Source organism: Mycobacterium bourgelatii, assembly GCF_010723575.1.
Classification (GTDB): domain Bacteria; phylum Actinomycetota; class Actinomycetes; order Mycobacteriales; family Mycobacteriaceae; genus Mycobacterium; species Mycobacterium bourgelatii.
In genome coordinates, this window is the sequence record NZ_BLKZ01000001.1 from 1677097 (window position 1) to 1701275 (window position 24179).

General features: G+C 66.1%; 23 protein-coding genes. 8 read left to right on the plus strand and 15 right to left on the minus strand.

Annotation, left to right across the window (positions count from 1 at the left end; genetic code table 11):
- Nucleotides 1-26 precede the first annotated feature (26 nt).
- From G6N68_RS07585 to G6N68_RS07600, 4 genes are all read left to right on the plus strand, one after another.
- Nucleotides 27-800, plus strand: coding sequence for an enoyl-CoA hydratase (locus G6N68_RS07585; RefSeq protein ID WP_163709896.1), 774 nt, complete (start codon nt 27-29; stop codon nt 798-800).
- A 10-nt stretch (nt 801-810) separates the two neighbouring features.
- Nucleotides 811-1794, plus strand: coding sequence for a class I SAM-dependent methyltransferase (locus G6N68_RS07590; RefSeq protein WP_163709899.1), 984 nt, complete (start codon nt 811-813; stop codon nt 1792-1794).
- On the plus strand, nt 1791-2981 hold the full coding sequence (locus tag G6N68_RS07595) for a THUMP-like domain-containing protein (protein WP_205351461.1): 1191 nt from the start codon (nt 1791-1793) through the stop codon (nt 2979-2981). The genes G6N68_RS07590 and G6N68_RS07595 overlap by 4 nt, the downstream gene beginning before the upstream one ends.
- 78 nt (nt 2982-3059) lie before the next feature.
- Nucleotides 3060-3740: an esterase gene (locus G6N68_RS07600; protein ID WP_163709904.1), complete on the plus strand. Its 681-nt coding sequence runs from the start codon at nt 3060-3062 to the stop codon at nt 3738-3740.
- 18 nt (nt 3741-3758) lie between these two features.
- On the opposite strand, the gene G6N68_RS07605 is transcribed toward G6N68_RS07600, so the two are convergent.
- Entirely contained in the window at nt 3759-5036 is a 1278-nt protein-coding gene (locus G6N68_RS07605) for an outer membrane protein assembly factor BamB family protein (RefSeq protein WP_205351270.1), read from the minus strand.
- A gap of 173 nt (nt 5037-5209) precedes the next feature.
- Here G6N68_RS07605 and G6N68_RS07610 point away from each other — a divergent pair, with 173 nt between their 5' ends.
- Entirely contained in the window at nt 5210-5947 is a 738-nt protein-coding gene (locus tag G6N68_RS07610) for an acyltransferase (RefSeq protein ID WP_163709907.1), read from the plus strand.
- Nucleotides 5948-5968: 21 nt separating this feature from the next.
- On the opposite strand, the gene G6N68_RS07615 is transcribed toward G6N68_RS07610, so the two are convergent.
- From G6N68_RS07615 to G6N68_RS07635, 5 genes are all read right to left on the minus strand, one after another.
- Nucleotides 5969-7315: a neutral zinc metallopeptidase gene (locus G6N68_RS07615; RefSeq protein WP_163709910.1), complete on the minus strand. Its 1347-nt coding sequence runs from the start codon at nt 7313-7315 to the stop codon at nt 5969-5971.
- Nucleotides 7316-7370: 55 nt separating this feature from the next.
- Complete coding sequence (locus tag G6N68_RS07620) at nt 7371-7904, minus strand: anti-apoptotic protein (protein ID WP_163709914.1); 534 nt, start codon at nt 7902-7904, stop codon at nt 7371-7373.
- Nucleotides 7905-8024: 120 nt separating this feature from the next.
- Nucleotides 8025-9371, minus strand: coding sequence for a cryptochrome/photolyase family protein (locus tag G6N68_RS07625; protein ID WP_163709916.1), 1347 nt, complete (start codon nt 9369-9371; stop codon nt 8025-8027).
- 3 nt (nt 9372-9374) lie between these two features.
- Entirely contained in the window at nt 9375-9860 is a 486-nt protein-coding gene (locus G6N68_RS07630) for a TspO/MBR family protein (protein ID WP_163709919.1), read from the minus strand.
- Nucleotides 9853-11952: an MMPL family transporter gene (locus tag G6N68_RS07635; RefSeq protein ID WP_163709922.1), complete on the minus strand. Its 2100-nt coding sequence runs from the start codon at nt 11950-11952 to the stop codon at nt 9853-9855. Before G6N68_RS07635 ends, G6N68_RS07630 begins: the two co-directional genes overlap by 8 nt.
- Nucleotides 11953-12027: 75 nt before the next feature.
- Here G6N68_RS07635 and G6N68_RS07640 point away from each other — a divergent pair, with 75 nt between their 5' ends.
- Entirely contained in the window at nt 12028-12522 is a 495-nt protein-coding gene (locus G6N68_RS07640) for a MarR family winged helix-turn-helix transcriptional regulator (RefSeq protein WP_163709925.1), read from the plus strand.
- Here the strand turns inward: G6N68_RS07640 and G6N68_RS07645 are convergent.
- Nucleotides 12461-14779 carry an MMPL family transporter gene (locus G6N68_RS07645; RefSeq protein ID WP_163709928.1) on the minus strand — a complete coding sequence of 773 codons (2319 nt, stop codon included), beginning with the start codon at nt 14777-14779 and terminating at the stop codon, nt 12461-12463. The two genes, G6N68_RS07640 and G6N68_RS07645, sit on opposite strands and share 62 nt — an antisense overlap.
- 203 nt (nt 14780-14982) lie before the next feature.
- Between G6N68_RS07645 and fni the strand changes: the two genes are divergently transcribed.
- Both fni and G6N68_RS07655 read left to right on the plus strand, forming a co-directional pair.
- Entirely contained in the window at nt 14983-16005 is a 1023-nt protein-coding gene (gene fni, locus G6N68_RS07650) for a type 2 isopentenyl-diphosphate Delta-isomerase (RefSeq protein ID WP_163709930.1), read from the plus strand.
- An 8-nt stretch (nt 16006-16013) separates the two neighbouring features.
- Nucleotides 16014-17309, plus strand: a complete 1296-nt coding sequence (locus G6N68_RS07655; RefSeq protein ID WP_163709933.1) for a glycosyltransferase — start codon at nt 16014-16016, stop codon at nt 17307-17309.
- Nucleotides 17310-17313: 4 nt separating this feature from the next.
- On the opposite strand, the gene G6N68_RS07660 is transcribed toward G6N68_RS07655, so the two are convergent.
- From G6N68_RS07660 to crtI, 8 genes are read right to left on the minus strand one after another with little or no spacing between them, the layout of a single operon-like run.
- Nucleotides 17314-17748, minus strand: coding sequence for a MarR family winged helix-turn-helix transcriptional regulator (locus tag G6N68_RS07660; RefSeq protein WP_240355414.1), 435 nt, complete (start codon nt 17746-17748; stop codon nt 17314-17316).
- A gap of 49 nt (nt 17749-17797) precedes the next feature.
- Nucleotides 17798-18823, minus strand: a complete 1026-nt coding sequence (locus tag G6N68_RS07665) for a Rieske (2Fe-2S) protein (protein ID WP_163709939.1) — start codon at nt 18821-18823, stop codon at nt 17798-17800.
- Nucleotides 18820-20343, minus strand: coding sequence for an FAD-dependent oxidoreductase (locus tag G6N68_RS07670; RefSeq protein WP_163709941.1), 1524 nt, complete (start codon nt 20341-20343; stop codon nt 18820-18822). Before G6N68_RS07670 ends, G6N68_RS07665 begins: the two co-directional genes overlap by 4 nt.
- Nucleotides 20340-21059: a class I SAM-dependent methyltransferase gene (locus tag G6N68_RS07675; RefSeq protein ID WP_163709946.1), complete on the minus strand. Its 720-nt coding sequence runs from the start codon at nt 21057-21059 to the stop codon at nt 20340-20342. The genes G6N68_RS07670 and G6N68_RS07675 overlap by 4 nt, the downstream gene beginning before the upstream one ends.
- A complete protein-coding gene (locus tag G6N68_RS07680; RefSeq protein ID WP_163709949.1) occupies nt 21052-21372 on the minus strand; it encodes a lycopene cyclase domain-containing protein in 321 nt (106 codons plus the stop codon). The genes G6N68_RS07675 and G6N68_RS07680 overlap by 8 nt, the downstream gene beginning before the upstream one ends.
- Nucleotides 21369-21692, minus strand: a complete 324-nt coding sequence (locus tag G6N68_RS07685) for a lycopene cyclase domain-containing protein (RefSeq protein ID WP_163709952.1) — start codon at nt 21690-21692, stop codon at nt 21369-21371. Before G6N68_RS07685 ends, G6N68_RS07680 begins: the two co-directional genes overlap by 4 nt.
- On the minus strand, nt 21689-22633 hold the full coding sequence (locus G6N68_RS07690) for a phytoene/squalene synthase family protein (protein WP_163709956.1): 945 nt from the start codon (nt 22631-22633) through the stop codon (nt 21689-21691). Before G6N68_RS07690 ends, G6N68_RS07685 begins: the two co-directional genes overlap by 4 nt.
- Nucleotides 22630-24171 carry a phytoene desaturase family protein gene (gene crtI / locus G6N68_RS07695; RefSeq protein ID WP_163709958.1) on the minus strand — a complete coding sequence of 514 codons (1542 nt, stop codon included), beginning with the start codon at nt 24169-24171 and terminating at the stop codon, nt 22630-22632. The genes G6N68_RS07690 and crtI overlap by 4 nt, the downstream gene beginning before the upstream one ends.
- Nucleotides 24172-24179 lie beyond the last annotated feature (8 nt).

The window sequence follows — 24179 nt, forward strand, 5'->3', positions numbered from 1 at the left end:
CCAGTGAACGCGAAAGTGAACGCCCGGTGAGCGAGTTCGTCAGTGTCGTGGTCAGCGACGGTTCGCAAGACGCGGGCCTGGCGATGCTGCTGCTGTCGAGACCGCCGACGAACGCGATGACCCGCCAGGTGTACCGCGAAATCATCGCGGCGGCAGACGAACTCGGCCGTCGTGACGACGTCGCCGCGGTCATCCTGTTCGGTGGCCACGAGATCTTCTCCGCCGGCGACGACATGCCCGAACTGCGGACGCTGACGCCCGAAGAGGCCGACATCACGGCGCGGGTGCGGCGCGAGGCGATCGATGCCGTGGCGGCGATCGGGAAGCCGACCGTGGCCGCCATCACCGGCTATGCGCTGGGCGCCGGGCTCACGCTCGCATTGGCGGCCGACTGGCGCGTCAGCGGCGACAACGTGAAGTTCGGTGCGACGGAGATCCTGGCCGGCCTGATTCCCAGCGGCGGTGGAATGGCGCGGCTGGCCCACGTGACGGGCGCCAGCCGGGCCAAGGAGCTGGTGTTCAGCGGTCGTTTCTTCGACGCCGAAGAAGCCCTGGCCCTGGGCCTGATCGACGACATGGTCGCCCCCGACGACGTATACGACGCCGCGGCCACCTGGGCGCGCCGCTTCCTGGACGGCCCACCACACGCGCTGGCCGCCGCCAAGGCCGGGATCAATGCCGTCTTCGACGCCGGCGCAGCGACAGCCGAAGAGGTGCGCGCCGCCGAACGCCGCCGCTACGTCGAGGTCTTCGCCGCTGGTCAGGAAGGGGTCAAGCGGGATGACCGGGGGAGCCGTTAGGCTGCCCTGCATGACGAGGACTACGGAAATCCCCGCTGACGCCGCTCCCAATCCGCACGCCACCGCGGAACAGGTGGAAGCCGCGCGCCACGACACCAAGCTCGCCCAGGTGCTTTACCACGACTGGGAGGCCGAGAGCTACGACGACAAATGGTCGATCTCCTACGACCAGCGCTGCGTCGATTACGCCCGCGGTCGGTTCGATGCCATCGTTCCCGACGAAGTCCTTGGTCAACTTCCCTACGACCGCGCGCTGGAGCTGGGCTGCGGCACCGGGTTCTTCCTGCTCAACCTGATCCAGGCGGGGGTGGCTCGGCGGGGCTCGGTCACCGACCTCTCGCCCGGGATGGTCAAGGTCGCCACCCGCAACGGGCAGTCGTTGGGCCTCGACATCGACGGACGGGTCGCCGACGCCGAAGGCATCCCCTACGACGACAACACCTTCGACCTCGTGGTCGGGCACGCCGTGCTGCACCACATTCCCGACGTCGAACTGTCGCTTCGGGAAGTGATTCGGGTTCTCAAGCCCGGTGGCCGGTTCGTGTTCGCCGGTGAGCCCACCACCGTCGGCAACGAATACGCACGCACGTTGTCCACCCTGACCTGGCGGGTCGCCACCAACGTCACCAAGCTGCCCGGCCTGGGTGGTTGGCGGCGCCCGCAAGCCGAACTCGACGAATCTTCACGCGCCGCAGCGCTCGAGGCGATCGTCGACCTGCACACCTTCACCCCGGGCGATCTGGAGCGGATGGCGACCAACGCCGGCGCGGTCGAGGTGCGAACCGCCAGCGAGGAGTTCACCGCCGCCATGTTCGGCTGGCCGGTGCGCACGTTCGAAGCATCGGTGCCGCCCGGGCGCCTGGGCTGGGGCTGGGCGAAGTTCGCCTTCACCGGCTGGAAGACCCTCAGCTGGGTGGATGCCAACATCTGGCGGCACATCGCCCCGAAGGGCTGGTTCTACAACGTCATGGTCACCGGAGTTAAGCCCTCCTGAACAGGGGTGCCACCGGTCTCACCTTCAGCACCGACGACGTCGTCTTCCTCCGGTCGCCAGACGGTGCGGCCGCGCTGCGGGAAGTTGCCGAATACGCACTGACCGACGCGACGCGCGTCGCCGACATCGCGGCCGTGCGCGCCCGGTTCGGTGCACGGACGCCGATCCTGGTGGAGACGACATTGCTGCGCCGCCGGGCGCGCGAAAAACTGGGCGATCTTGCCGTGCACTGGCTGTTCACCGAGGAGGCGCTGCAGCAGGCCACCACCCGCGAAGTGGCGGATCGCAGGGCCCGGCGACTGTCCGGTCGCGTCGTGCACGACGCGACGTGTTCGATCGGCACCGAAATGGCGGCACTGCGGGAGACGGCGGCCCGGGTCGTGGGCAGCGACATCGATCCGGTGCGGCTGGCGATGGCGCGCCACAACCTCGGTGCGACCGCCGAGTTGTGCCGCGCCGACGCGCTGCACCCGGTGACGCGCGACGCGGTCGCCGTCGTCGATCCGGCGCGCCGCAGCGGTGGCCGACGACGGTTCAGCCCCGATGATTACGAGCCCCCTTTAGGTCCGCTGCTGGATACCTACCGCAGCTGCGACGTGGTCGTAAAGTGTGCTCCTGGAATCGATTTCGAGCAGGTGCGCCAGCTCGGGTTCGATGGCGAGATCGAGGTGACGTCCTACCGGGGCTCGGTGCGCGAGGCGTGTCTGTGGTCGGCAGGACTCGCCGCCCCGGGAGTCCGCCGACGAGCGAGCGTGCTCGACAGCGGGGAAGAGGTCACCGATTCGGATGCCGACGACTGCCCGGTGCGTCCCGTCGGGCGCTGGATCATCGATCCCGACGGGGCGGTCGTGCGCGCCGGTCTGGTCCGGCAGTACGCCACTCGGCATGGCCTCTGGCAGCTCGACCCCGACATCGCCTACCTGTCCGGTGACCGGCTGCCCGCCTCGGTACGGGGCTTCGAGGTGCTCGACCGGCTGCCGTTCGACGAGCGCCGGTTGCGCCAGGCGCTGGCGGCGATGGACTGCGGGGCCCTGGAAATCCTGGTCCGCGGCGTGCGGGTCGATCCGGATGCGCTGCGACGACGGCTGCGGTTGCGCGGTAGCCGGCCGCTGTCAGTGGTAATCACCCGCTTCGGTTCCGGGACAGCCAGTCACGCAGTGGCTTTCGTTTGCTGTCCCTCCCAGTAACGCCCAGGTACGCTGAGCACGATTACCTTTTGGGTGACGCCAACGCCACCTTAGTTTCTTCTGCGAGGACAATCGACGATGCGTGTTGTGATAGCGGCCGCCGCGGTGGCGGCCGCGGCCCTACTGAGCTGGCCGGCGGCCGCGGCGCCGCCGTCGTGTGCGAGCCTGGGCGGTACCGTCGACTCGGCGCAGCTCTGCCACGTGCGCGCGTCGACCACCGCCTACACGTTGGCCCTGACGTTTCCCGTCGACTATCCGGACCAGCAAGCGCTGACCGACTACGTCACCCAGAACCGGGACGGGTTCGTCAACGTCGCGCAGGGCTCCGGACGACGTGACCAGCCTTACCAGATGGAAGCCACCACCGACCAGCACACCTCGGGCCAGCCGCCGCGCACCCGCAGCGTGGTGCTCAAGTTCTTCCAAGACCTCGGCGGGACACACCCGTCGACCTGGTACAAAGCCTTCAACTACAACCTCGACACCAAGCAGCCGATCACCTTCGACACGCTGTTCGCGCCCAACACCACACCGCTGGATGCCATCTTCCCGCTCGTCCAGCGCGAACTGGAGCGCCAGACTTCGCTGGCGCTGGCGATATCGCCCGGCGCCGGCCACGACCCGACCAACTATCAGAACTTCGCCATCACCGACGACCAGTTGATCTTCTACTTCGCCCCGGGCGAGTTGCTGCCTTTGTTCGCCGGCCCTGCGCAGGTGCAGGTGCCCCGCAGCGCCATCCCGCCGCTGGCGCTCTAGCCGGCCCGCTCGGACCGCTCAGGCCGGCGCGAAGCTGTAGACCTGGCCATCGCTGGTTGCCGTCACCACCCGGCGATCGGTGCCGATCGCCACTCCGACCGGGTATCCGGTGGCCTCGGGTAGCGGATACGTGTTGAGTGTGCGGCCGCTGTCCGGGTCGAAGACCAGCAGGGACAGTCCGGGGCCCGCCACCACCGTGTAACCGGCATCGCCGCTCGCCAGGCTCGAGGTGGACAGCGGGGTGACGTCGTCGCGTCGCCAGGCCTGGTCGGCGTGATCACCGGCGTCCCGGAACGCCGCCAACCGGGTGTCCGGCCCTCCGCCGGACACGATGAGTCCCTTCGGGGTGACAGCGGGCGGCGTTTGGGCGGAGAACCCTAACGGCACCGACCACTTCACCTTGCCGTCGGCGGCATGCAGCGCCCAGAGTCGTTGATCACGGCCGTTCACGTAGACGGTTTGCCCGTCGGCGGACAGGACCGGGCTGCCCACGATGCCCGCGCTGACGGCCTGGCTGGTCCACTCGCGGACCAGCGACGGGCTCTTACCGGGGTGGTATTTCAGCCCGACCAGCCCCGCGGCCGGGGCGCCAGGCTGCCACACACTGACCACCACGGTCTTACTGGCCGGTGAAAACGCCGGAGCGCTCGCCACCGGGCAGTCCGGTCCGGCCCGACCGCAGTCGTCCAGGCCGCGGGTCGCGTCCTTGGGATCCAAGCCCTCCACCAGGTCGAGTGCGCTGCCGGCCAGCTTGCCGCGATGAGCGTCGAAAACCAGCACCTGACCCAGATGGGTCGTCACCAAGAGTTGGCCGCCTCCCAGAAACCGAGGGGTCAGTGGCATTCCGATGACGGGCTGGCGCCACCGCGTCCACTGGGTGACGGGAAAGGCGATGATGGCTCCGGGTTGGCCCACGTACATGTTGTCGAAGCCGTCGAGCAACGGACCCGCGAAGCCGCCGCCCTGGACCAGTCGGACACACCAGCGCTGCCGGCCGTTGCGCTTGTTTTCCCACTCCATCAGCGAACACCCGGCGGGAGTCTGCGCGTTGAGGGCGAGGTAACCGCGGTCGCTCAGGGCCGGCTGAGCGCCCAGGCTGCCCTTGACGGACCGCGTCCAGGCCAGCTCGAGCTTGGTCGCGCCGCCTCTACCGGTGTAACTGCTGTTGGCCGCGTCGCCGTATTGCGCGGGCCAGCCCTGGGCGGGGGCCGCATCGACCCAGGAGTCGGTGTTCCCGCATCCGCCCAGCCCGACCGCCAGTACGGCCCCCGAAGCTGCCACAGAAACCGCTGCCATGACACGTCGAGCAAGCACCGTGGATTACAGAACCTTTCTGGATGCGGGGTTCGGCCAAAGCAGCGAACGTGTACAGGTGAGGGTAACTCGTGGACGTTCGCTTCCCTCGGATGACCGCATCCTGTGCCCGCCCATTTTCGGCCTGCGCTGCGACCCGACTAGGCTTTGCGGTCATGACGAGCATGTGGGGTGCGCCGCTGCATCGCCGCTGGCGTGGTTCGCGGTTGCGCGACCCGCGGCAGGCCAAGTTCCTGACCATGGACTCCTTGAAGTGGGTGTTGAAAAACCGCGCATACACCCCGTGGTACTTGGTGCGGTATTGGCGGCTGCTGAAATTCAAGCTGCAAAATCCGCACATCATCACGCGCGGAATGGTGTTTCTGGGTAAGGGTGTCGAAATCCACTGCACACCCGAGCTGGCGCAGCTCGAGATCGGCCGGTGGGTGCACATCGGCGACAAGAACACGATTCGGGCGCACGAGGGTTCGCTGCGGTTCGGCGACAAAGTGGTCCTGGGTCGGGACAACGTCATCAACTGCTATCTGGACATCGAGCTCGGTGAATCGGCGCTGATGGCCGACTGGTGCTACGTCTGCGACTTCGACCACCGCATGGACGACATCACCCTGCCGATCAAGGACCAGGGCATCATCAAGAGCCCGGTGCGAATCGGGCCCGACACCTGGGTCGGGGTGAAGGTGACGGTCCTGCGGGGTACCTCGATCGGACGCGGCTGCGTGCTCGGCTCGCACGCCGTGGTGCGCGGCAACATCCCGGACTACTCGATCGCGGTCGGTGCGCCGGCGAAGGTGGTCAAGAACCGTCAGCTGTCCTGGGAGACGTCGGCGGCGCAGCGCGCCGAGTTGGCCGCCGCCCTGGCCGATATCGAGCGCAAGAAGGCCGCTCACTAGCCCCTAGCCCGACGGCTGCGGTTAGCGGGACAGGCACTCCTTGACGCCCTCGTAGACGCCATCGCGGTACGCGTCGACGCGTTCGGCGCCCTGTCCCTGGCGCTGGACGTCGCCGGAGCCCCGGAAGATCAGCAGCGCCGCCACCGCCTTGTCGAGGTCGCCGGGGGAGAGCTTGAATATGGCCGTCTCGCGGTTTGCGAGCAGCAGGTTGGCGGCCCAGGCGCCGGCCAGGCAATCGGCACGCAGCGAGGTGTTCTTGTCGTTGCTTCCCTGGCCGAACCGGTGCAGGGCGGCGAGCCCATATTGCGTGGCGATCAATGTGGAGACGGCGAAATCGCCCGCTTCGTCATAGATCGCCGGCATCGTCTTGACGGCATCAAAGCCCACGTAATCCTCTGGTACGCAGTAGAACAGCACATACTCGGTGACGGGGGCGCCGCCGCACGTCGGTGGCCGCCGCGGATCGAACGGTCGCGCCGGCTGCAGCGGCTGCCACGGCTCGTCGGCGAGGAGCGGGAACACCTTCGACCAGTAGTCCTCGAGGTCGACGGGAACCAGGTTGACGATGTCCTCGTAGGGCGCGTTGCCGCCGCTGGCCACGTCGGCCAAGCTGTTGAACGGGATCTCGGTGACCAGCGGGTCGCCGTCCCGATATTCCTTGCACCTGGAGGTTCCCTCTTCGAATCCGGTGCGGTAGGAGCTGACCCGGTCGAAGCCGCTGCCGTGGGCGCGGGGGTCGTCCTTTTGGGTGCCGGGTTCGTCGCGCAGGAACAGGAAACCCGCCAGCGCGCGGTCCTGGTCGTTGAGGCTGGGGGTGAACGTCTTGTCCTTGATCGCATGTGCCGCCCACGCTCCGGCGAAGCAGTCCGCCTGGATCTCCTTGGTCACCGTCAGGCCGGAGAACTCCGCCCGCGCCTGGATGGCGTGTCCGAACTCGTGGGCAAGCACCACCGGTATGACGAAGTCGCCGAAGCGCTTACGCAGGCTGGGCAGGAGTCCTTCGGCGTCCCAGGCGACGACGTCGGCCTTGGGGCAATAGAACGCGTTGCCGGCGATGTCGGCTTTCGAACTCGCGCACGGCGGCAGGTTTCCCGAGGACGGTGCGACCGCGTAGAAGCCCCCTTTGACCGGCGTGTATTCGCGACCGTACAGCTTGGGAAACTCGGTCTTCCAGAAGGCCTCGATGTCTGCAATCGCTTTGGCCGCAATCTGATTCACCGGATTCGAAGCGTCGCCGTTGATCTGCACCGCGGCGCCGGTCGACGGTGGGGCTGGCTTCGACTTAGTCGACGTCCGGGTAAAGGTGCAACCGACGCAGAACAACGCGATCACTACGGCCAGGGCCAGCGCGCGTGTGCCGGACCGCATCTGCAGCTCCCTCTGTCGCAAAAGGCGTTTGGAGACAACAGCTCCGAAGTGACGGCTATTCCTCTGGTTGATCGTCAACCCGGAACCGGAAACTGATGTCCTGCGGATCGGTCACGGTTACCGTGATGCCGTACTTTTTGCTGCCGTCAACAAGTTCGCACCGGATGGTCGTTCCCTCAAGTCCTTTCAAGTTTTCGGGGCAGGTTACCGAGTCCGGTCGCTGCCCCACCTGCTGCAACAACTGGTCACTGATGGCACGAGCCACCTCGTCCTTGTCGCGGGTCTTGACCATGTCGAACTTGACGTCCTTGCCCTCGACGCTGGTCACCGTGACATTGATGTCGTAGGTGATGCCCTTGACCTTCATCTTGCAGTTGAGCTGGGCTCCGACCTTGGCCTCCAGGTCGCCGGGACAGCTCACCTCCTCCGGCTTATTGCCCTGAGGGTCGGTCATCTTCTCGGCAATCTGGTCGGACACGTCGTCCTTGCCGACCGTTCTGGACGTCGTGGCCGTGCAGGCCGCGGCGTTGGCCGCCAGCGTTGTTGCCGCAACCGAAACCAGAAAAGTCCGAAAGATCGAGTGTGCCATTACGCCTCCTGGCAGCCGACATTTTGACAACCGTGAATGGGGGAGATAATTGCACGCTGAGCAAACTTCTGAAAGAGGATCTTTGAGAAGAACTGGGCAGTCGCCGATCGGGTTGTCGGGTCAACCCAGGTTTTGGTAGCGGCGCAACGCTTCGGCGCGCTCGGCGCCGTGGTCGACGATCGGCTGCGGATAGTTTGCGGGCCGATCGCCTTTCCGCAGCCGTAGGTCGCCGACATCGGCCAGTTCCGGAACCCACCGCCGGACGTAATCGCCTGAAGGGTCGAACTTTTCGCCCTGCTTGTCCGGGTTGAACACCCGGAAATACGGCGCCGCGTCGGTGCCGCATCCCGCGGTCCACTGCCACCCGTGCTGGTTGTTGGCCATGTCGCCGTCCACCAACTGGTCAAGGAACCAACGTGCCCCCCATTGCCAGGGCAGGTGCAGGTCCTTGACCAGGAATGAGGCGACGATCATCCGCAAACGGTTATGCAGCCATCCCGTCTCGCGCAGTTGGCGCATGCCGGCATCGACCAGAGGAAAACCGGTTTCGCCTGCCTTCCAGGCTTCGAATCGGCGTTCGGCGTCGGCATCGGTATCGGTTTGGATGGCGTCGAATCCGCGATTCCAATTCCACCACGCGCTATCGGGCCAGTGGTGCAGCACCGAAGCATAGAAATCGCGGAATGCCAACTCTCGCAGGTACGCCGCGTCGCCCTTCCGCCGCGGATTCAGGTCCACGGCCATCGTGCGTGGGTGGATCGTGCCGAACTTCAAGTGCGCCGACATCCGGCTGGTGCCTGGCAGGTCGGGCCGGTTGCGGTCGTCGGCGTAGCGTTGCAGTCCGTCGTCGACAAACGCGGCCCACTGCGAACGAGCCGCGGCTTCACCGGCGGTCACGTCGAGGGTGACTCCGGGATCGGGGATCTCACATGGCTCTATGTCCGACGGCTCGACCCAGCGGACGCGGCCGGCCTGCGCGGGCTGCCGCCACCCGGCTTCGCGCCACTGCGCGAAAAATGGCGTGAAGACCTTGTATGGGGTGCCGTCAGGTTTGGTGACGCGGCCGGGCGAGACCAAATACGGTGAACCGGTTGCGACCAATGGCACCGGATCGAGCGCCTGGCGGACCCGCTCGTCGCGTCGTCGCCCAAATGGCGCGTAGTCCGCCGAGATGTGTACCGATGAGGCACCGATCCGCTTGACGATCTCGGGGATTCGCTGCTCGGGTCGGCCCCGGACCACCAGCAGTCGGCCGTCCAGATCCGCGTTGAGCTGTCGCAGCGCGTCGCCCAGGAACTGCAGCCGCCGTTGGCCGGACGAAGCCTCCAACCGGGGGTCGACGACGAAACAGGCAAGCACTGTGTTGGTTTCGTCGGGAGCGCCGTCGGCGGCGGCAGCGGCTGCGGCCGCCAGCGCCGGGTGATCACCCAACCGGAGGTCGCGGCGAAACCACAGCAGTGTGGTCATGATTCAGCGATTGAGGAACCAGATGTGGGTGGATAAAGCGGTGGCGAAGCCACACCACAGCGCATACGGCGACAACGCCGCGCCGGCCCGGGGGTCAGCCTCGGCCGCCCGTTTGACCAGATCGGCACTGCTGGCGGTGAGCGCCGCGGCGCCGAGCGCGGACGCGCCGAGTCTGTGGTAGCGGAAGAACAACCAACTCCAACCGGCGTTGAGGATCAGGTTGACGCCCAGCGCGGTGATGAAGCCGCGCGCCTTCTCCGGCCGTCCCGTCTCGCGAAATCGGTCGATCGCCACGGTGGAGGTCGCCGCGATGTCCGTGTACAGCGCGGTCCAAACCACCGGGAAAGTGACACTGGGCGGTTGGTACGAAGGCTTGCGGATACGCGCAAACCAGGTGGGGGTGCCACCGCGGCCCGGGCTCGCGATGCTCCCAGCTGTCGCCGCCGCGGCGACGGCCAGCGAAGTCCCCGCCAGGGTCTTGCTATTCATTCGAAGATCCTCCATCTGTCGGTTGAGCTTGCCGCTCAACCGATTTGAGATCGGTAGGCCACCAGATGCGGTCACCGATCAGGGCGAACAATGCCGGGATGACCAGCGTGCGCACAACGAACGTGTCGAGCAGGACTCCCAGACCGACGATGACGCCCAATTGGGTCATGACAATCAGCGGCAATACTCCCAATACCCAAAACACCGCGGCCAAAACGATTCCCGCGCTGGTGATCACACCGCCGGTGGCGGAAACCGCGCGGATCATGCCATCGCGGGCACCGACGATTGCGGCCTCCTCACGGGCACGGACGACCAAGAAAATGGTGTAGTCCACACCTAGGGCGGCCAGGAACAGAAAGGCGAACAGCGGCGTGCTGTTGTCCAGCGCGGGGAATCCGAACAGATGCGTGCTGGCCCAGCTGCCCATGCCGAGCGCCGCCAGGGCGCCCAGAATAGTCGCGGCCAGCAGCGTCGGCGGCGCCAGCGCGGACCGCAGCAGCACGTAGAGCACGACCAAGATGACGGCCAGGATCGTCGGTATCAGTAGCGCCCGGTCGTGGGCCGCAGCGTCGCGCACGTCCAGCGCCTGCGCGTCGGGCCAGCCGACCAGCGCATCTGGTGTGACGTCCTTCGTCGAATTCCGAAGTGCGGCAATGGTCGTGAAGGCTTGCTCGGAGGAGGGTGCGGCATCGATCACCACTGACCATTTGGTGAGTCCCGCGGCGGAGGTACCCGCCTTGGTCGCCGAGACCACCCCGGGAGTCGCGTCGATGGCTTGTTGTACTCGGTCCGCTTGTGCGGTCGGGGCAAGGACGACGGTGGGGTTGGTCAGCCCGGCGGGGAAGTGCGCCGCCGCAACCTCGAAGCCGGCAACCGAATCCGCCTGCACCCGGAACTGTTCCGTCTGGGACAAGCCGATTCGGGTGCCGAGCAGTCCGGTGGCCAGTATCGCCAGGACGGCAACGGCGATCCCGCCGATCAGGGCGGGACGGCGAACCACCCGTACCGCAACCCCGTGCCAGAAGCCGGATTCCAGCGTGTCGCCCTCGTGCTGGCGCGGAATGAACGGCCAGAACAATCGCCGGCCGCACACGGCCAACAGCGGCGGCAGGACGAGCAGCACCGATACCGCCGCCACGACCAGCCCGCAGGCCGCCAGCGCGCCCAGACTGCGGGTGCTGGGGGTGGTGGCGAAAACCAGGGTGAGCAGTGCCAGCACCACGGTGGCGTTGCTGGCGACGATCGCGGGCGCGGCCCTTCGGACCGCGCGGCGCAGCGCCTCCCGGTGTTCGGCCTGGCCACTGAGCTCTTGCCGATAGCGCGAAATCAACAGCAGCGCATAGTTGGTTCCCGCGCCGAACACCAGCACGCTGGTGATCCCAGCCGTGGATCCGTCGAAGCTCAGGCCCGTCAGCGACGCCACGGCGGTTCCCACGGACGTGGCAACCCGGTCGGCGAACCCGATGACAAAAAGCGGTACCAGCCACAGCACGGGGGACCGATACGTCGCGATGAGCAGCAGCGCCACAACCGATGCCGTCACGGCCAGCAAGGTGATGTTGGCGTTGCTGAAGGCGTTGGCGATGTCGGCGCCGAATGCCGGCCCGCCGGTGACGTGGGCCTGCAGGTCAGCCGGCAGGCCGTTGTCAACCGCGGACCGCAGCTCCTTGACGAGCTCGCTGAGGTCCAACCCCGATACGTCGGCGTTGATCTGCCCTATGCCGATCGCGGCCTTGCCGTCCGCTGACACCATGGGAGGTGGCCCAGGGGCCGGTGCCTCGGGTTGAGCGCGGGTCTGCATGCGGTTGCGCGCGTCCGCGGCGGCGTTCACGTCGGCGGGGGTCAGCGGCGCGCCGTCGGCACGGCTGACCACCACGATGACGGAAGCTTGTCCGCCGCCGGGAAATTGCTTGGCCAATGCGTCTACCTGGGCCGATTGCGCATCCGGCGGCAGCGCCACCGGCGCCTGACTGGCCGCGCTATTGCCGCCGATGATCAGCATCACCGCGATACCTATCGCGAAGAGACCAAGCGACAGCCACCAGGAGCGACGACTGGATACCACTGTAGCGAGACCATCCCACCGCATCGATCCACCATTTCACTCGTTTAAGTATTAATCAATTTAACTAAGTACCCGATTCGTGGATATGCTCAAGGTGATATGAAGCACGCCGAGCACACCCTTCAGCGGGCCGAGCTGGAATCACTGATCTCAGCCGATCTTCGGGAGATGTCGACCGAATCGGACGAAATCGGTCGACTGTTCGCTGTGTCACATGATGTGCGGCCAAATGACTTTCGCGCGCTGCTGCACATCATGGTCGCCGAGACCGCCGGGCACCCGTTGACTTCGGGAGACCTGAGCCAGCGGATGGGAATGACGAATGCGGCCATTACGTACCTGGTGGACCGCCTGATCGAGTCCGGCCATGTCCGGCGTGATGCGCATCCCGAAGATCGCCGAAAGGTGACGCTGCGGATCGCCGACCCCGGATTGGCCACTGCGCGTTCCTTTTTCACCCCATTGGGGGAGCACGCGCATGCGGCGATGAACGAGCTACCGGATGCCGACTTGGCCGCCGCGCACCGGGTGTTCAGTGCATTGATCGCTGCGATGCGTCAGTTCCGACTGGAACTGGGCACGGCTCGGACATGATGTCTTCCGGGGGAGTGGGGGGTGTCTCCCCATCTCCCTGAAGCCGTCTGTGCCATCGAGCCAGCGGGGCAGGTGCCCACCAGTTCAGTCCGCCGAGGATGTGCATGAAGGCCGGCACCAGCAACATCCGAATCAGCGTCGCATCCACCAAGATGGCGACGGTCAGTCCGAATCCGAACATGCGCATGAATGACACTTCTGCGAAAGCCAGGGCGGCGAAGGAGATTGACATCACCAGCGCCGCGGCGGTGACCACCCGCCCCGTGTGCGCCAACCCGAGCGCAATGCTTTCGTCATTGGCGCTCTTGTCGTCAGCGCGATCTCGTCGTGCTTCCAGCCAGTGCTCGCGGATACGCGAAAGCAGGAAGACTTCATAGTCCATCGACAGGCCGAACGCGATGCAGAACATCAACACCGGCACATTCACGGCCAGGGTTCCGGTCGGCGTGGTGCCCAACGCGTTTAGATGCCCGTCCTGAAAGATCCACACCAAAGCACCAAATGTCGCAGTGAGCGACAGGGTATTGAGCAGCACCGCCTTGATCGGCAACACCACGCTGCCGGTGAGCAGAAAGAGCAGCACCAGCGTGACCACCGCGATGAAGCCGAGCACGAACGGAAAGCGCGAGGTGATTCCGTCGACGCAATCACGATTGGTTTGTGCCGTGCCGGTGATCAGCACCTGTTGGCCGCCCGGCGGGAAGACCGTGTGCAACGCATCGAGCTGAGTCTCGGAGGCCTCGGTGTAGAGGGGAGCGGTGGTGTCGACGGTGAGATACGCGCTGCCGCCGGCCATTCCGGCGGGGGCCGACGGTGGGCCCCTTCGCTCGCCGGCGACGAAGGTGCCGGTGGGCGATGACACCGCCGCGACATCCTCGACCCGCGAGATCCGCCTGGCGTAGTCGTCGAGATCCTGTGTTGTCAGGCCCGCCGTTTCGGCCAGCACCAGTTTGACGCGGGTTTCGGTGTTCATCTGGAAATCGGTGCGGACCCGGTCGTTGACCTCTCGTGCCGACGACGCGGCGGGCAAGACGCGGTCATCCGGATAGCCCCAGTTCACGCCGAGGAATGGTGCTCCGAGTGCCAACAGCAGGACGATCAATGTCAGCGCCGCCGCAATCGCACGGCGGGTGACGAACTTTGACGTTCGGTACCAGAAGTTCGCTTCGATGCGACGGCGTGTCGGTTCGGGACGGCCCAGCAGGCGCCTTCCCCATTGCCACACGTTCAGCGCATCGAGACGGTCGCCGAGCAGGACGATCGCGGTCGGCGCCACCACCACCGCGGCGACCGCGGCGAAAGTCACCACCGCCACACCCGCATACGCGAAGGACTTCAGAAAGTACATCGGGAACAGAGCGGTCGCGAGCAGTGACAGTGCGACCGTCACAGCGGAGAACAGCACGGTGCGGCCGGCGGTGGACATGGTGCGCAGCAGCGCTCTGTTGCGGCCCGCCGCGCCGGGAGTCTCGCGGCCCAGTTCGTCGCGGTACCGGCTGACGATCAGCAGCGTGTAGTCGACGGCCAGCGCAAATCCCAGCGCGACGGCGACGTTCAGGGCAAAGATCGACACGTCGGTGAACATTGCGATTCCGCGCAACACCGCCAGTGAACCCAGGATGGCGAACCCGCCCACCGCCATCGGAACGGCAGCCGCCAGCAGCCCGCCGAAGACCCAGGCCAACGCGATGAAGCTCAACGGTATGGCGATGACTTCCATTCGCAGTAAGTCGTTTTCGGTCTGCTTGTTCACTTGGGAGTAGACGATTGCCGACCCACCGGCCTGCACCGAGATCCCGTCGCGATCGCGAGTCAAACCTTCTGCGAGTGCTTGTGCATGTATGGGTGCGCTGGTTTCGTCACCTTCGAGGGCGGCCAGGATCATCGCCGATGTGCCGTCCGTGCTGATCATTCCGGGCCCCGCCTGCGGCGAATCCCAGGGCGACACCACCTGCGACACCCACGGGGACTCTTTGAGTTGCTGCGCAATGTCGACGCCGACCGTCTTGGCCGCACCCTCTGTCACGCCGTCCGGCGCGGTGATCAGCAGGACCATTTCCATGCCGCCCTGCCGGAACTTCTGGGCGAGGATTTCCGCGCCACGAGCGCTCTCCGACTGCGGATCAAGAAACCCGCCGCCGGACAAACTGCCCGCCGCCGGGACGCCGAAGATGGCAGTGCCGATCATGAACATGATGACCAGCGCCATGATCCGTCGCGGTGAAGAGATACAGACTTGGGCGATTTTCGCTAACACGGGCGGTCCTCTGCGCTGGTTGCCGGCTCAGGCTTCCTAGGGATACCCATTAATTTTGTGAACCATTCAATAACTTAACTATGTTTTGAAGTGGGTATATGGTGGCAGTAAGGGGGACGTATCCGGAACCATTCGCCGCGACGTCCATTAGCGATGCGCAGAGAGGGTTTGTTGTGGACGGGTCGACGGCTGGGCGGGGCGGGATGCCCGGGCGTAAACGCCGCCATATCGACGTCTGTTTGGAAGAGGACGTCAGCTTCCAATCCGTCACCACCGGGCTGGAACGCTATCGCCTGCCCTACAACGCACTCACTCAGACCAACCTCGATGACATCGACCTCTCGGTCGAGTTTCTCGGCGCACGGCTGCGGGCGCCCGTCCTGGTGGGCGCGATGACCGGGGGCGCGGAACTGTCGGGCACCATCAACCGGAACCTGGCCACGGCCGCGCAGGCGTTGGGCATCGGCATGATGCTCGGTTCGCAGCGAATCATGCTCGACAGCGCCCTCGGTGAGCAAGCCGCCGACAGCTTTCTGGTGCGTGACGTAGCGCCCGACGTGTTGCTGGTCGGCAATATCGGCCTGTCCCAACTCACCAAAGACGCGGTACCCGACATCGTCCAGGCGCTCGACCGGGTCGGAGCCAATGTACTTGCCGTGCATACCAATCCGCTGCAAGAGGCGATGCAGCGCAACGGCGACACCGACTTTGCCGGATCGCTGGATCGGTTGCACGACGTGGTCGCGATGCTGAACTATCCGGTGCTGCTCAAGGAAGTCGGTCACGGGATCGGCGCCACCGCCGTCTCCGACCTGTTGCGGTTGACCGATGAACTCCCGGTGGCCGCGATCGATGTCGCAGGCGCCGGCGGCACGTCGTGGTCGCGCGTCGAACAGTTCGTCCGCTACGGCGCAGTCCGATACCCGGACCTGGCCGACTGGGGGATACCCACCGCGCAGGCCTTGCTGGAGGTGCGCACTGTTCTGCCGCAGATCCCCCTGGTAGCCTCCGGCGGAATCCGCACCGGGATGGACGCCGCGAAGGCCATCGCGCTGGGCGCCGACGTCGTCGCGGTGGCTCGACCGCTGCTCGCGGCGGCGATCGAATCCGCCGCTGCGGCAACGCAGTGGTTGCAGCGCTTCATCGACGAGTTGCGTATCTGCCTGCACGGCTGCGGAACGGCGGAGCTGCGTGACCTGCGCCGCCTGGGCGCAACACCGATCTAGGCCTGAATATGGCGGTAATACTGGCCTACTCCTCGCCCGCGCTGGGCCACGTGTATCCGTTGGCCGCCCTGCTCCGGGAGCTCGCGGACCGTGGCCACGAGGTCCACATCCGCACCATGGCAGGGCAAGTTAGTGCCATGCGTCAAGCGGGATTTGGTGCCGAGGCCGTCGATGCGCGGATCGAGGCCATCGTTGGGCAAGACTGGCTGGCTCGCAACGCTTTAGGCGTTCTGAAGATGTCGATAGACGTGTTGTGCCGACGTGCCGTGCTGGAGGTCGATGATCTGCGCGCTGCGATGACGCAAGTGCGGCCGGACGCGGTGATCGTCGACGCCAACTGTTGGGGCGCGATCTCCGCGGCCGAGGCCGGTGATGTTCCCTGGCTGGTGTTCTCACCGTTCACGCCGTACCTTCATTCACGCTCGGCGCCTCCGTTCGGTCCCGGCTTGCGGCCCCTTCCGGGCCCGCTCGGCACCCTCCGTGACGCATCGATGCGTCCATTTGTCAGACACCTCTTCGATCGACCAATGGTGCCGCGCATCAATGCGATTCGTGAGGAGCTGCGAATTCCCGCGATCGAGTCGGTGGACGGGTTGATGCGCCGTGCGCCCTTGCTGTTGGCGGTCGGCGGCGAACCCTTCGAGTACCCGCACCCGGACTGGGGCGACGCGGTGCACCATATCGGTGCTTGTGTCTTTGAGCCGGACGACTCCCGAGAGGCTGCGGTGGCGGCGGTGCCCGACTGGTTGGCCGCCATCGACCGCCCGATCGTGCTGGTCAGCACGTCCTCCATCGCACAGGGCGACGCCAAACTGGGTCATGTCGCGTTGCGCGCCTTGGCCGACGAACCGGTACATGTCGTCGCAACGTTTCCGGCCGGCATACCCCCGGGCCTACCACGGACGTCGAATGCCACGGTGTGCCAATTCATTCCACATGGCATGGTGCTCGACCGGGCGGTCTGCGCGGTCACGCACGGGGGGATGGGGGCCACCGTGAAGGCACTCGATCGTGGAGTCCCGGTCTGTGCGGTGCCCTTCGCCCGCGACCAATCAGAGGTGGCGCGTCGCGTTCAGATGGCCCAATGTGGTACCCGGCTCCCGGCGAAGCGGCTCAGCGTGACTCGACTGCGCAGCGCGGTGCTCGACGCGATGCGAATGGCCGACGGGGCCCGTCGGGTTGCCGCCGGCTTCGCCGCCACGGGCGGCGTGGGGCGCGGCGCGGATCTGATCGAGCAGCGATTGCGGTCCAGCGGGGGCGCGGGACGGCTGCTACCGAATCGTGCCGCGCCGGAGGCCGGCTGACGATCTAGCGCTTGGTGGTGCGCAATTCCTGCTCGAACGTCGCCATCGCGGCGATCATGGCCGTGAAAACGGCGTGCGCGGCGGCGATGTCGGAGTCATTCAGTTCCGTCAGAGCCGAACTGAGATGCGCTCCAAGGGGGTCGAAAAACCTTTGCGCGACCGTCATTCCGCGGTTCTCGTAGCGCAGCAGCCACTTGCGTCGGTCCGCGGGATCGGGTTCGCGGCGGATGTGACCAGCCTCGATCATCCGGTCGACGAGGTAGGTCACCGCCGCGGCTGAAATGTCCATGCGTTGCCGAAGTTGCGCCAGGGTCAACGGAGTTCCGGCGGTCTCGGCCACCATGATGTGCAGCAGCGCGTGAAAATCACTGCCGCTCACGTCGTTGTGGCGAGCGAAATAGCGGCCGATGCGGTCGGATTGCGCCGTCATCGCTCGCATGTCAGCCGACAGCAGCCGCTCTAGTTCCTCCCGGCGGGAGGGAGGGGTCTTAGTCCGGCGCGTGGTCACTGTGGGCCGGCCCGCTTTCCTCGCGTAGGTGGTAGAGGCGCTCGGCGTAGGCAAGGTCATCGCGCCACAACCGGTTGGCGGCGTAGCGCATCAGGGGTCTGATCACCGGCGCCGCATTGCGTGCCATCCTGAACCCTGGCCGCTGCGAATGTGCGATGGTGGCTTCGATGACGGCGACCCGTGGCCGGCCGTCGGTCCCCCGGCCGAGCGGGGTGGCGTGGGTTTCGACGACGCTGCCGCTGCCTTCGCCTTCGACGATGCGCATCACGATGGTTCGAGCTTCCGGGCAGGTGAATTCGGCGATCGTGGGTACGCCGAAGCGCCCGATGCGGAAGGTGACCGATACCAGAAAGCGATCGTCCTCCTCGGTCGGCGTGGTGAGCACCTCGAGCCGGGTGAACGAGTACGGGTGGAACCATGCCCCGTGCCAGGGGTCAAGGCGATTGGCGATGATGTCAGCCGGTTCGCACACGCCGACGCTGCGCGTGACGGCGGGCAGGGTGGTCGTGGTGGGCCGGTGCGGTAGCACCGGAAACGCCAATGGGTCTTCACCGCCGACGCGGTCGAGTCGCACCCAGGCCAGCACACCGTCGTCGTGACTCGGGTAGGGCGCCCATCCCATCTTGCAGCTGTTGCCGTCCAAGGCCAGACCGTGCCATCGGCAGAACAGCACACCCTCGCGGACAGTTCCGGTGCCCAATTCCGCGCCGAGATGTGGGCAACTGCCCGGTCCGACGACCAGTCGGCCGTGCCGGTCGCGCCACGCAACGAGTTCGACGCCCGCGACCTTCGCGACATGCGGGCGATTCGCGCGCACCGTGCGGCTGTCGGCGAACACATACCAGTTTCCCGTGGGCCGGCGTTGGGACCTTTCCAGCGCCGCGTTGATGAGCTTTGGTTGCGCGGCGCCGTACGTCGGGCGTTGCTGGGTCCACGAGACGCGGGGAATCACCTGCAGTGGCCAATCTTTGGGCCACCGCTGCTGGAGTCGGTCGCTGATGCTCATCGTCGTTGCCGTTCCTGACGCAGTGCCAGCGACCGCAGTAGTCGCGACCGTCCGCGGGTGGGCACGGTGCTCAGCTCATGTCCTGCGACGCCCCACCGCTGCAGGAGATGATTGGCCGCGGTCCACCCGGTGGTGGCCGCCCGTTCCATCAGCGCGACCGGCAGGTCGATCCGGATCGCATCGCCGGCGAGCAACAGGCCAGGCTGCGGTGTGACGACCGTGGGGCGCCGGGAGTAGGTACCCGGCGTGAACAGCGGGCAGTCGCTGCGGTGCAGCACAAGCTCGTGAATCACCCGCGCTGACGCGGTCTCCGGGTAGATCTTGCGCAGCTGCGCTAGCGCCGCGTCACTTGGTGTATCGGAATTCATTGCGTAAGAATGTAATTCGACGACCGAGCCGCCCGTCTGGCGTGCCCAGGTGGCGGCCTCCCGCTCGTAGCGCTCCAAGACGCTGATGTTGTCCAACGGCGGATGACCGGCGGTGCCGAGGAAGGGAGCGCGGTCGTATCGCACAGGCCGGTCCAGCCAGAGCCGACGAACTTCGAAAGAAGGCGCGGTCCGCAACTGTTGTATCTGTGTGCGCCAAGCCTCGTCAGCGAGCTCGGAAGATGCACAAACGATTCGTTGCAATCCGCCGATGTCGACGGCCAGCACCACCGCGTCCGCGTCCAGTCGATCGCCCGAACCCGTATGCACGCTGAACGGTTCGGAGTCGCCACCGGTCACTTGCAGCACCTTCTCGCCCATGCGGAACCGGACCCCGCGTTCGTGCAGGTAGCGTTGCAGCGGATTCCACAGGCTCACATCGAAATTCGCCGTAGCGACGTCGAACATCAGGCCCTCGCTGGAGCCCAGGAAGTAGATGTGGAACATTGTGGCCAACTCGGCCGCCGAAAGCTGCGACGGTTCGGCAAAGAAGCTGCGGGAGAACACCTCGAAGGCAAGGTGACGCGCGGACTCCGGGAAATTGATGCTCTTCAAGAAGGTTTCGGCGTCGATGTGGTCGAGTCGGTGGTAGGTATCGGGCACCGACACGGCCGCCAGCGGCGCCGCGGCTCGAGCGTCGATACGAGCCAGGTCGGACAGCCGGAAGGTCGGGCTACGCAGCGCGAACGCCAGCGCATTCCAAGGTGGTATGCGAGGCAATCCGCGAAAGGTATCGCGTCGGCCGGCGCCGTCGATCAGCGGATAATCTGCGACGGGGGCCAGCATCCGAAGCTGCGGGTCGACTCGGCGCAACAGGGCCCGCAGGTTGTAGTACTGGCGGAAGAAAGCGTGAAAGCCCCGGTTCATGGGGAGCTGGGCAGCAGCGTCGTGCTCGGTCCAGCCACCTACCCGGCCGCCGAGATAGCCCTGGGCTTCGACGATCTCTACGTCTACCCCTCGTTCGGCGAGTCCGGTAGCGGCCGCGAGACCCGCAATGCCCCCGCCGACGACCACCACGCGCGGTCGCGATGACAGCGCGCTGGCGTCGGGCAGGCCGGGCGATGCCGGATGGATTTGGCGACGGCGGTCGGTCATTGCGGTGCCTTTCCGACAAAGGTATGGACGATGTTGTGTTCCCAGCCGGGCATGGTTTCGTGGTGCACCGCGTCGAATCCGGCTGCGGACAACCGCTGTTGGAATCGAGCGGCTCCGTCGAAGGAGAGCACGCTACGCCAGAGGTGCCGGTACAGGGTCGTGCTGCGGGTTCGCCACCAGCCGGCGGGGATGATGATTCCCCAGCAAACGGCGTGCCAGATGCGGGTGGCCGCGGCCGAATCACGCACCGAATATTCGTGTACGGCAAGGGTTCCGCCGGGGCACAGCATCGTGCGGAACGTGCGGAGTTGGTCATTCGGCTCGGCCAGGTTGCGCAGTAAGTAGGCGGCAAAGATGCCGTCGAACGGCCCAGCGATGTCATGCTTGTGGAGCTCTTCGATGCGCGAGTGGACGAAGCGGACCGTCTCGGGCCATGACTTCGCCTGTGCCGCATCCAACATGCCACGGGCGGCGTCGACGGCGATGATCTCCGCCTCGGGTGCCACCGCCAACAGCGCCGCGGTCGACGCGCCCGTGCCGCAGCCGGCATCGAGCAGCCGCAGTCCTCGCCCGCGCTCGGGCAGGCCCATACGCTCCGCAGAGAGCCGTAAACCGGTGTGGTAACCGGGGTTCGCGCCGACCAGCTGGTCGTACGCCCGGGCGCCGACGTCGAATGCGTCGGGCACCGCGCTGCGGGACAGACCGGCCTTATCCATGGTTCCGACTCACTCGTTGCCGTTCCCATAGCAGCATCACGGCGGTGACCAGAGCGAACCCGAACAAGAAGTCCTCGACGGGGATATCGAACGGGAAGCGCAGGCCGCTGGTGTGCCGTTCGTTATAGAGCACGATCGGTGCGCTCAGCTTCGTCAGCCAGCCATCGACGAGAACCTGAAAACCGAGCACGATCACCATCGACAGCCAGTAGGCGGCTCGACGGAACAGTCCGGTACGCAACACGGTCAGCTCCAGCGCGCACACGGCCACCACGGCGATTACCGCAGGCAGGGTGTAGCCCAGTCCGGTCATCGCCGTCTGCTCCAGTCCAGGATGGTGCTGACCGCGTTGTAGGTAAGCAGTCCGCACAAAGGAATCACCAAGAAGAACAGCACCTCTTCCAGCGGTATCGAAGGTGGCAACTCGATGCCGGTGATGTAGGCGGGGTTGTACGTCCATATGTCGGCGGCGATTGCGACCGCATCCCAGATCAAGAACACCGCCGCAACCGGCAGCACCGCCCATGCGGCGCGCCGGATCTGCCGGTAGACGCCGTTGCCGAACAGCTCCAGCGGAGCGGTGATGAGCAGGCACAGGCCGAGCAGGATCAGGTACTGCCAGCGGTCGTTCACGCCGCACCGACCCGTCGCCGGATTCGCCAGGACCGGAACAGTGCGCCGCCGGCCACCTGCAGCCGGCGCGTCGTGCCGACGGTAGCCCGGTGGCTGAAGACGGAGAAGTCGCTGTCCTCGATGCAATCCAGGATTTCGGAGTACAGGGTGAACGCCGTTGCGACGCAGGGACGCGACCGCGGCGCCAGCATGGGGATGCCGTCGGCGGCGAACCGGTAGATTTCCCGGGTGATTTCGTGCTGGGCCGCCAAGGCGTTTCGCACGCGGGTATCGGTGCAGCGGTGCGTATGACACCACAGCATCAGTTCTCGGTCCACGCCGTGCGCGGCCAGTTCGTCGGCGGGCAGGTAGATCCGATTGCGCACGAGGTCCTCGTCGACGTCGCGCAAGAAGTTGGTGAGCTGGAACGCCTGACCCAGCGCGGCGGCATACGGAGCGGCCTCTTCGGTGTCTTCGGTGTCGAAGATGGTGCCCAGTACCGGAAGCATCTGCAGCCCAATGACTTCCGCGGAGCCGCGCATGTAGCGGTTGAGTGCGGCGCGGTCGGGATAGTCGGTGACGGTGAGGTCCATGCGCATGGAGGCGAGGAAGTCCTCGAACAGGTCCGCGGGAATCCCGTAACGCCGCACGGTGTCGGCCACGGCGGCCAGGACGAAATGATCGTGGTGCTCGCCTCCGGCGAAGAACTCGTCGGACAGTCGCTGCAAGCGGTCGCCACGCGCGGTCGCGTCGAGTTCGGGGTTGAACTCGTCGAGGATGTCGTCGGCGTAGCGGGCGAACGCATACAAGGCATGCACCGCCGGGCGCTGGTCCGGCGCGAGCAACCGGGTGGCCAAGAAGTACGTGCGGCCGTTCTCGGCGGCGATCTTCCGGCAGCGTCGATATGCCGTGCGCAGGCTCAAGTCGTTGATTCCTGCGGCGTCCAGTTCGGTTCGGATCATGGCACTCGGGCTTTCAGGTCGATGGCTTGGGCTTTGGTAGTGGCCCTTCGGTTGGTCATCCCGGTGATCCGGTCGGCGGCCAGTCGGCCGGAAATCAACGTCGTGGGGACCCCTACGCCCGGCACCGTCGAGGATCCGGCCAGCACCACGTTGTCGATCCCGCGCACCAGGTTGGCCGGCCGGAACGGCCCGGTCTGGGCGAACGTGTGCGCCAACGCGAACGGTGTACCCGCCGCCATGTCTTGGCGTGCCCAGTCGTCCGGGGTGTCGACGTGCAGCAGTCGCAGATCATCACGCAGGCTGGGCAGCAACCGCGCCTGGACGGTGTCCACCATCGTTTCCGCATAAGCGTCGGTGGTGCGGGACCAGTCGATGCGACCACTGGACAGGTTCGGCGCCGGGGCCAACACGTAGAGCAGGTCACGGCCCTCGGGGGCCAAGTTGGGGTCACCGGCGCTCGGACGGGTGACCAGCAGCGAGGGATCCCGCATGAGTTGGCCGTCGCGGATGATGTCGGTGAACGTCTGCTCCCATGCGTTGCCGAAAAGGATGTTGTGGTGCGCGATCTGAGGGTCGGTGGGTGCGGCGGCGCGGCAACCCAGGTGCAGAACCACCGCCGACGGGGCCGCGCGCAACGGCAGGATCCGGCGGGGCTGACGGCCCAAAAGTTGATAGGTGCGCGGCAATTCGGTGGTCAACACCACCGCATCGCAGGTGATTCGCTCGCCATTTTCGGTGAGGACCGCGGTGACCCGCTCGCCGTCACGTTCGAGCCCACTGACCGAGGATCCGTAGCGGAACTGGACCCCCGCGTCGCTCGCGGCCGCGGCCAGCGCATCGGGCAGTGCGCGGACGCCGCCGCGGGGGAAGAAGACACCGGAAACGGTGTCCATGTAAGCGATTACGGCATAGACGGCCAAAGCCTGCTGCGGCGCGACACCGGCGTAGAGCGACTGGAAGGTGAAGACGCGGCGCAACCGTTCATCGCTGATGTGGCGCTTGACCATCGTCTCCCAGCGTCGGAAGCCACCGATCGCCGTCAAGCGACCCAGTGCGGGCGTCAACAACGACAGTGGGGAATCGAAGTTGGCGGAGATGAACGCGGCAAACTCGGTGCGATACAAGCGGTCGAGCCAGTCGCGCAGGGCGCGGTATCCGGCGGCTTGCTCAGGACCGGCGAACTCACGCACCGACTCGGCCATCCGGTCGGCATCGCTGTGCACGTCGATGGCACTGCCGTCGGCGAACATCGCCCGGTACGCCGGATCCACTGGCAGCAAATCCAAACGCTGCGCGGTGCTTTCACCGACGGCGGCGAACGCCTCGTCGATGAGGTCGGGCATGGTGAGCACCGTCGGGCCGGTGTCTATCCGGTACCCGTCGATGTCGCGTCGTCCGGCCCGTCCACCGGGCCAGTTCTCCCGCTCGATCACCGTGACTTCCCGGCCTCGGCCGGCTAGGTGCAGCGCGGCGGCCAACCCCGAAAATCCGGCGCCGACTACCACAATGTGGTCCGTTCGTCCTCGTACGGTACGCATCAATTCCC

Excerpts from the sequence above, each read along its gene's own strand:
- G6N68_RS07635 (WP_163709922.1), bottom strand. The coding sequence starts at position 11,952 with ATGCGGTGGGATGGTCTCGCTACAGTGGTATCCAGTCGTCGCTCCTGG.
- G6N68_RS07665 (WP_163709939.1), bottom strand. The coding sequence starts at position 18,823 with ATGAGCATCAGCGACCGACTCCAGCAGCGGTGGCCCAAAGATTGGCCA.
- G6N68_RS07625 (WP_163709916.1), bottom strand. The coding sequence starts at position 9,371 with ATGACCACACTGCTGTGGTTTCGCCGCGACCTCCGGTTGGGTGATCAC.
- G6N68_RS07590 (WP_163709899.1), top strand. The coding sequence starts at position 811 with ATGACGAGGACTACGGAAATCCCCGCTGACGCCGCTCCCAATCCGCAC.
- G6N68_RS07675 (WP_163709946.1), bottom strand. The coding sequence starts at position 21,059 with ATGGATAAGGCCGGTCTGTCCCGCAGCGCGGTGCCCGACGCATTCGAC.
- G6N68_RS07690 (WP_163709956.1), bottom strand. The coding sequence starts at position 22,633 with ATGATCCGAACCGAACTGGACGCCGCAGGAATCAACGACTTGAGCCTG.
- crtI (WP_163709958.1), bottom strand. The coding sequence starts at position 24,171 with ATGCGTACCGTACGAGGACGAACGGACCACATTGTGGTAGTCGGCGCC.
- G6N68_RS07600 (WP_163709904.1), top strand. The coding sequence starts at position 3,060 with ATGCGTGTTGTGATAGCGGCCGCCGCGGTGGCGGCCGCGGCCCTACTG.
- G6N68_RS07620 (WP_163709914.1), bottom strand. The coding sequence starts at position 7,904 with ATGGCACACTCGATCTTTCGGACTTTTCTGGTTTCGGTTGCGGCAACA.
- G6N68_RS07640 (WP_163709925.1), top strand. The coding sequence starts at position 12,028 with ATGAAGCACGCCGAGCACACCCTTCAGCGGGCCGAGCTGGAATCACTG.
- G6N68_RS07670 (WP_163709941.1), bottom strand. The coding sequence starts at position 20,343 with ATGACCGACCGCCGTCGCCAAATCCATCCGGCATCGCCCGGCCTGCCC.
- G6N68_RS07660 (WP_240355414.1), bottom strand. The coding sequence starts at position 17,748 with ATGCGAGCGATGACGGCGCAATCCGACCGCATCGGCCGCTATTTCGCT.
- G6N68_RS07655 (WP_163709933.1), top strand. The coding sequence starts at position 16,014 with ATGGCGGTAATACTGGCCTACTCCTCGCCCGCGCTGGGCCACGTGTAT.
- G6N68_RS07610 (WP_163709907.1), top strand. The coding sequence starts at position 5,210 with ATGACGAGCATGTGGGGTGCGCCGCTGCATCGCCGCTGGCGTGGTTCG.
- G6N68_RS07605 (WP_205351270.1), bottom strand. The coding sequence starts at position 5,036 with ATGGCAGCGGTTTCTGTGGCAGCTTCGGGGGCCGTACTGGCGGTCGGG.
- G6N68_RS07680 (WP_163709949.1), bottom strand. The coding sequence starts at position 21,372 with ATGACCGGACTGGGCTACACCCTGCCTGCGGTAATCGCCGTGGTGGCC.
- G6N68_RS07630 (WP_163709919.1), bottom strand. The coding sequence starts at position 9,860 with ATGAATAGCAAGACCCTGGCGGGGACTTCGCTGGCCGTCGCCGCGGCG.
- G6N68_RS07615 (WP_163709910.1), bottom strand. The coding sequence starts at position 7,315 with ATGCGGTCCGGCACACGCGCGCTGGCCCTGGCCGTAGTGATCGCGTTG.
- fni (WP_163709930.1), top strand. The coding sequence starts at position 14,983 with ATGCCCGGGCGTAAACGCCGCCATATCGACGTCTGTTTGGAAGAGGAC.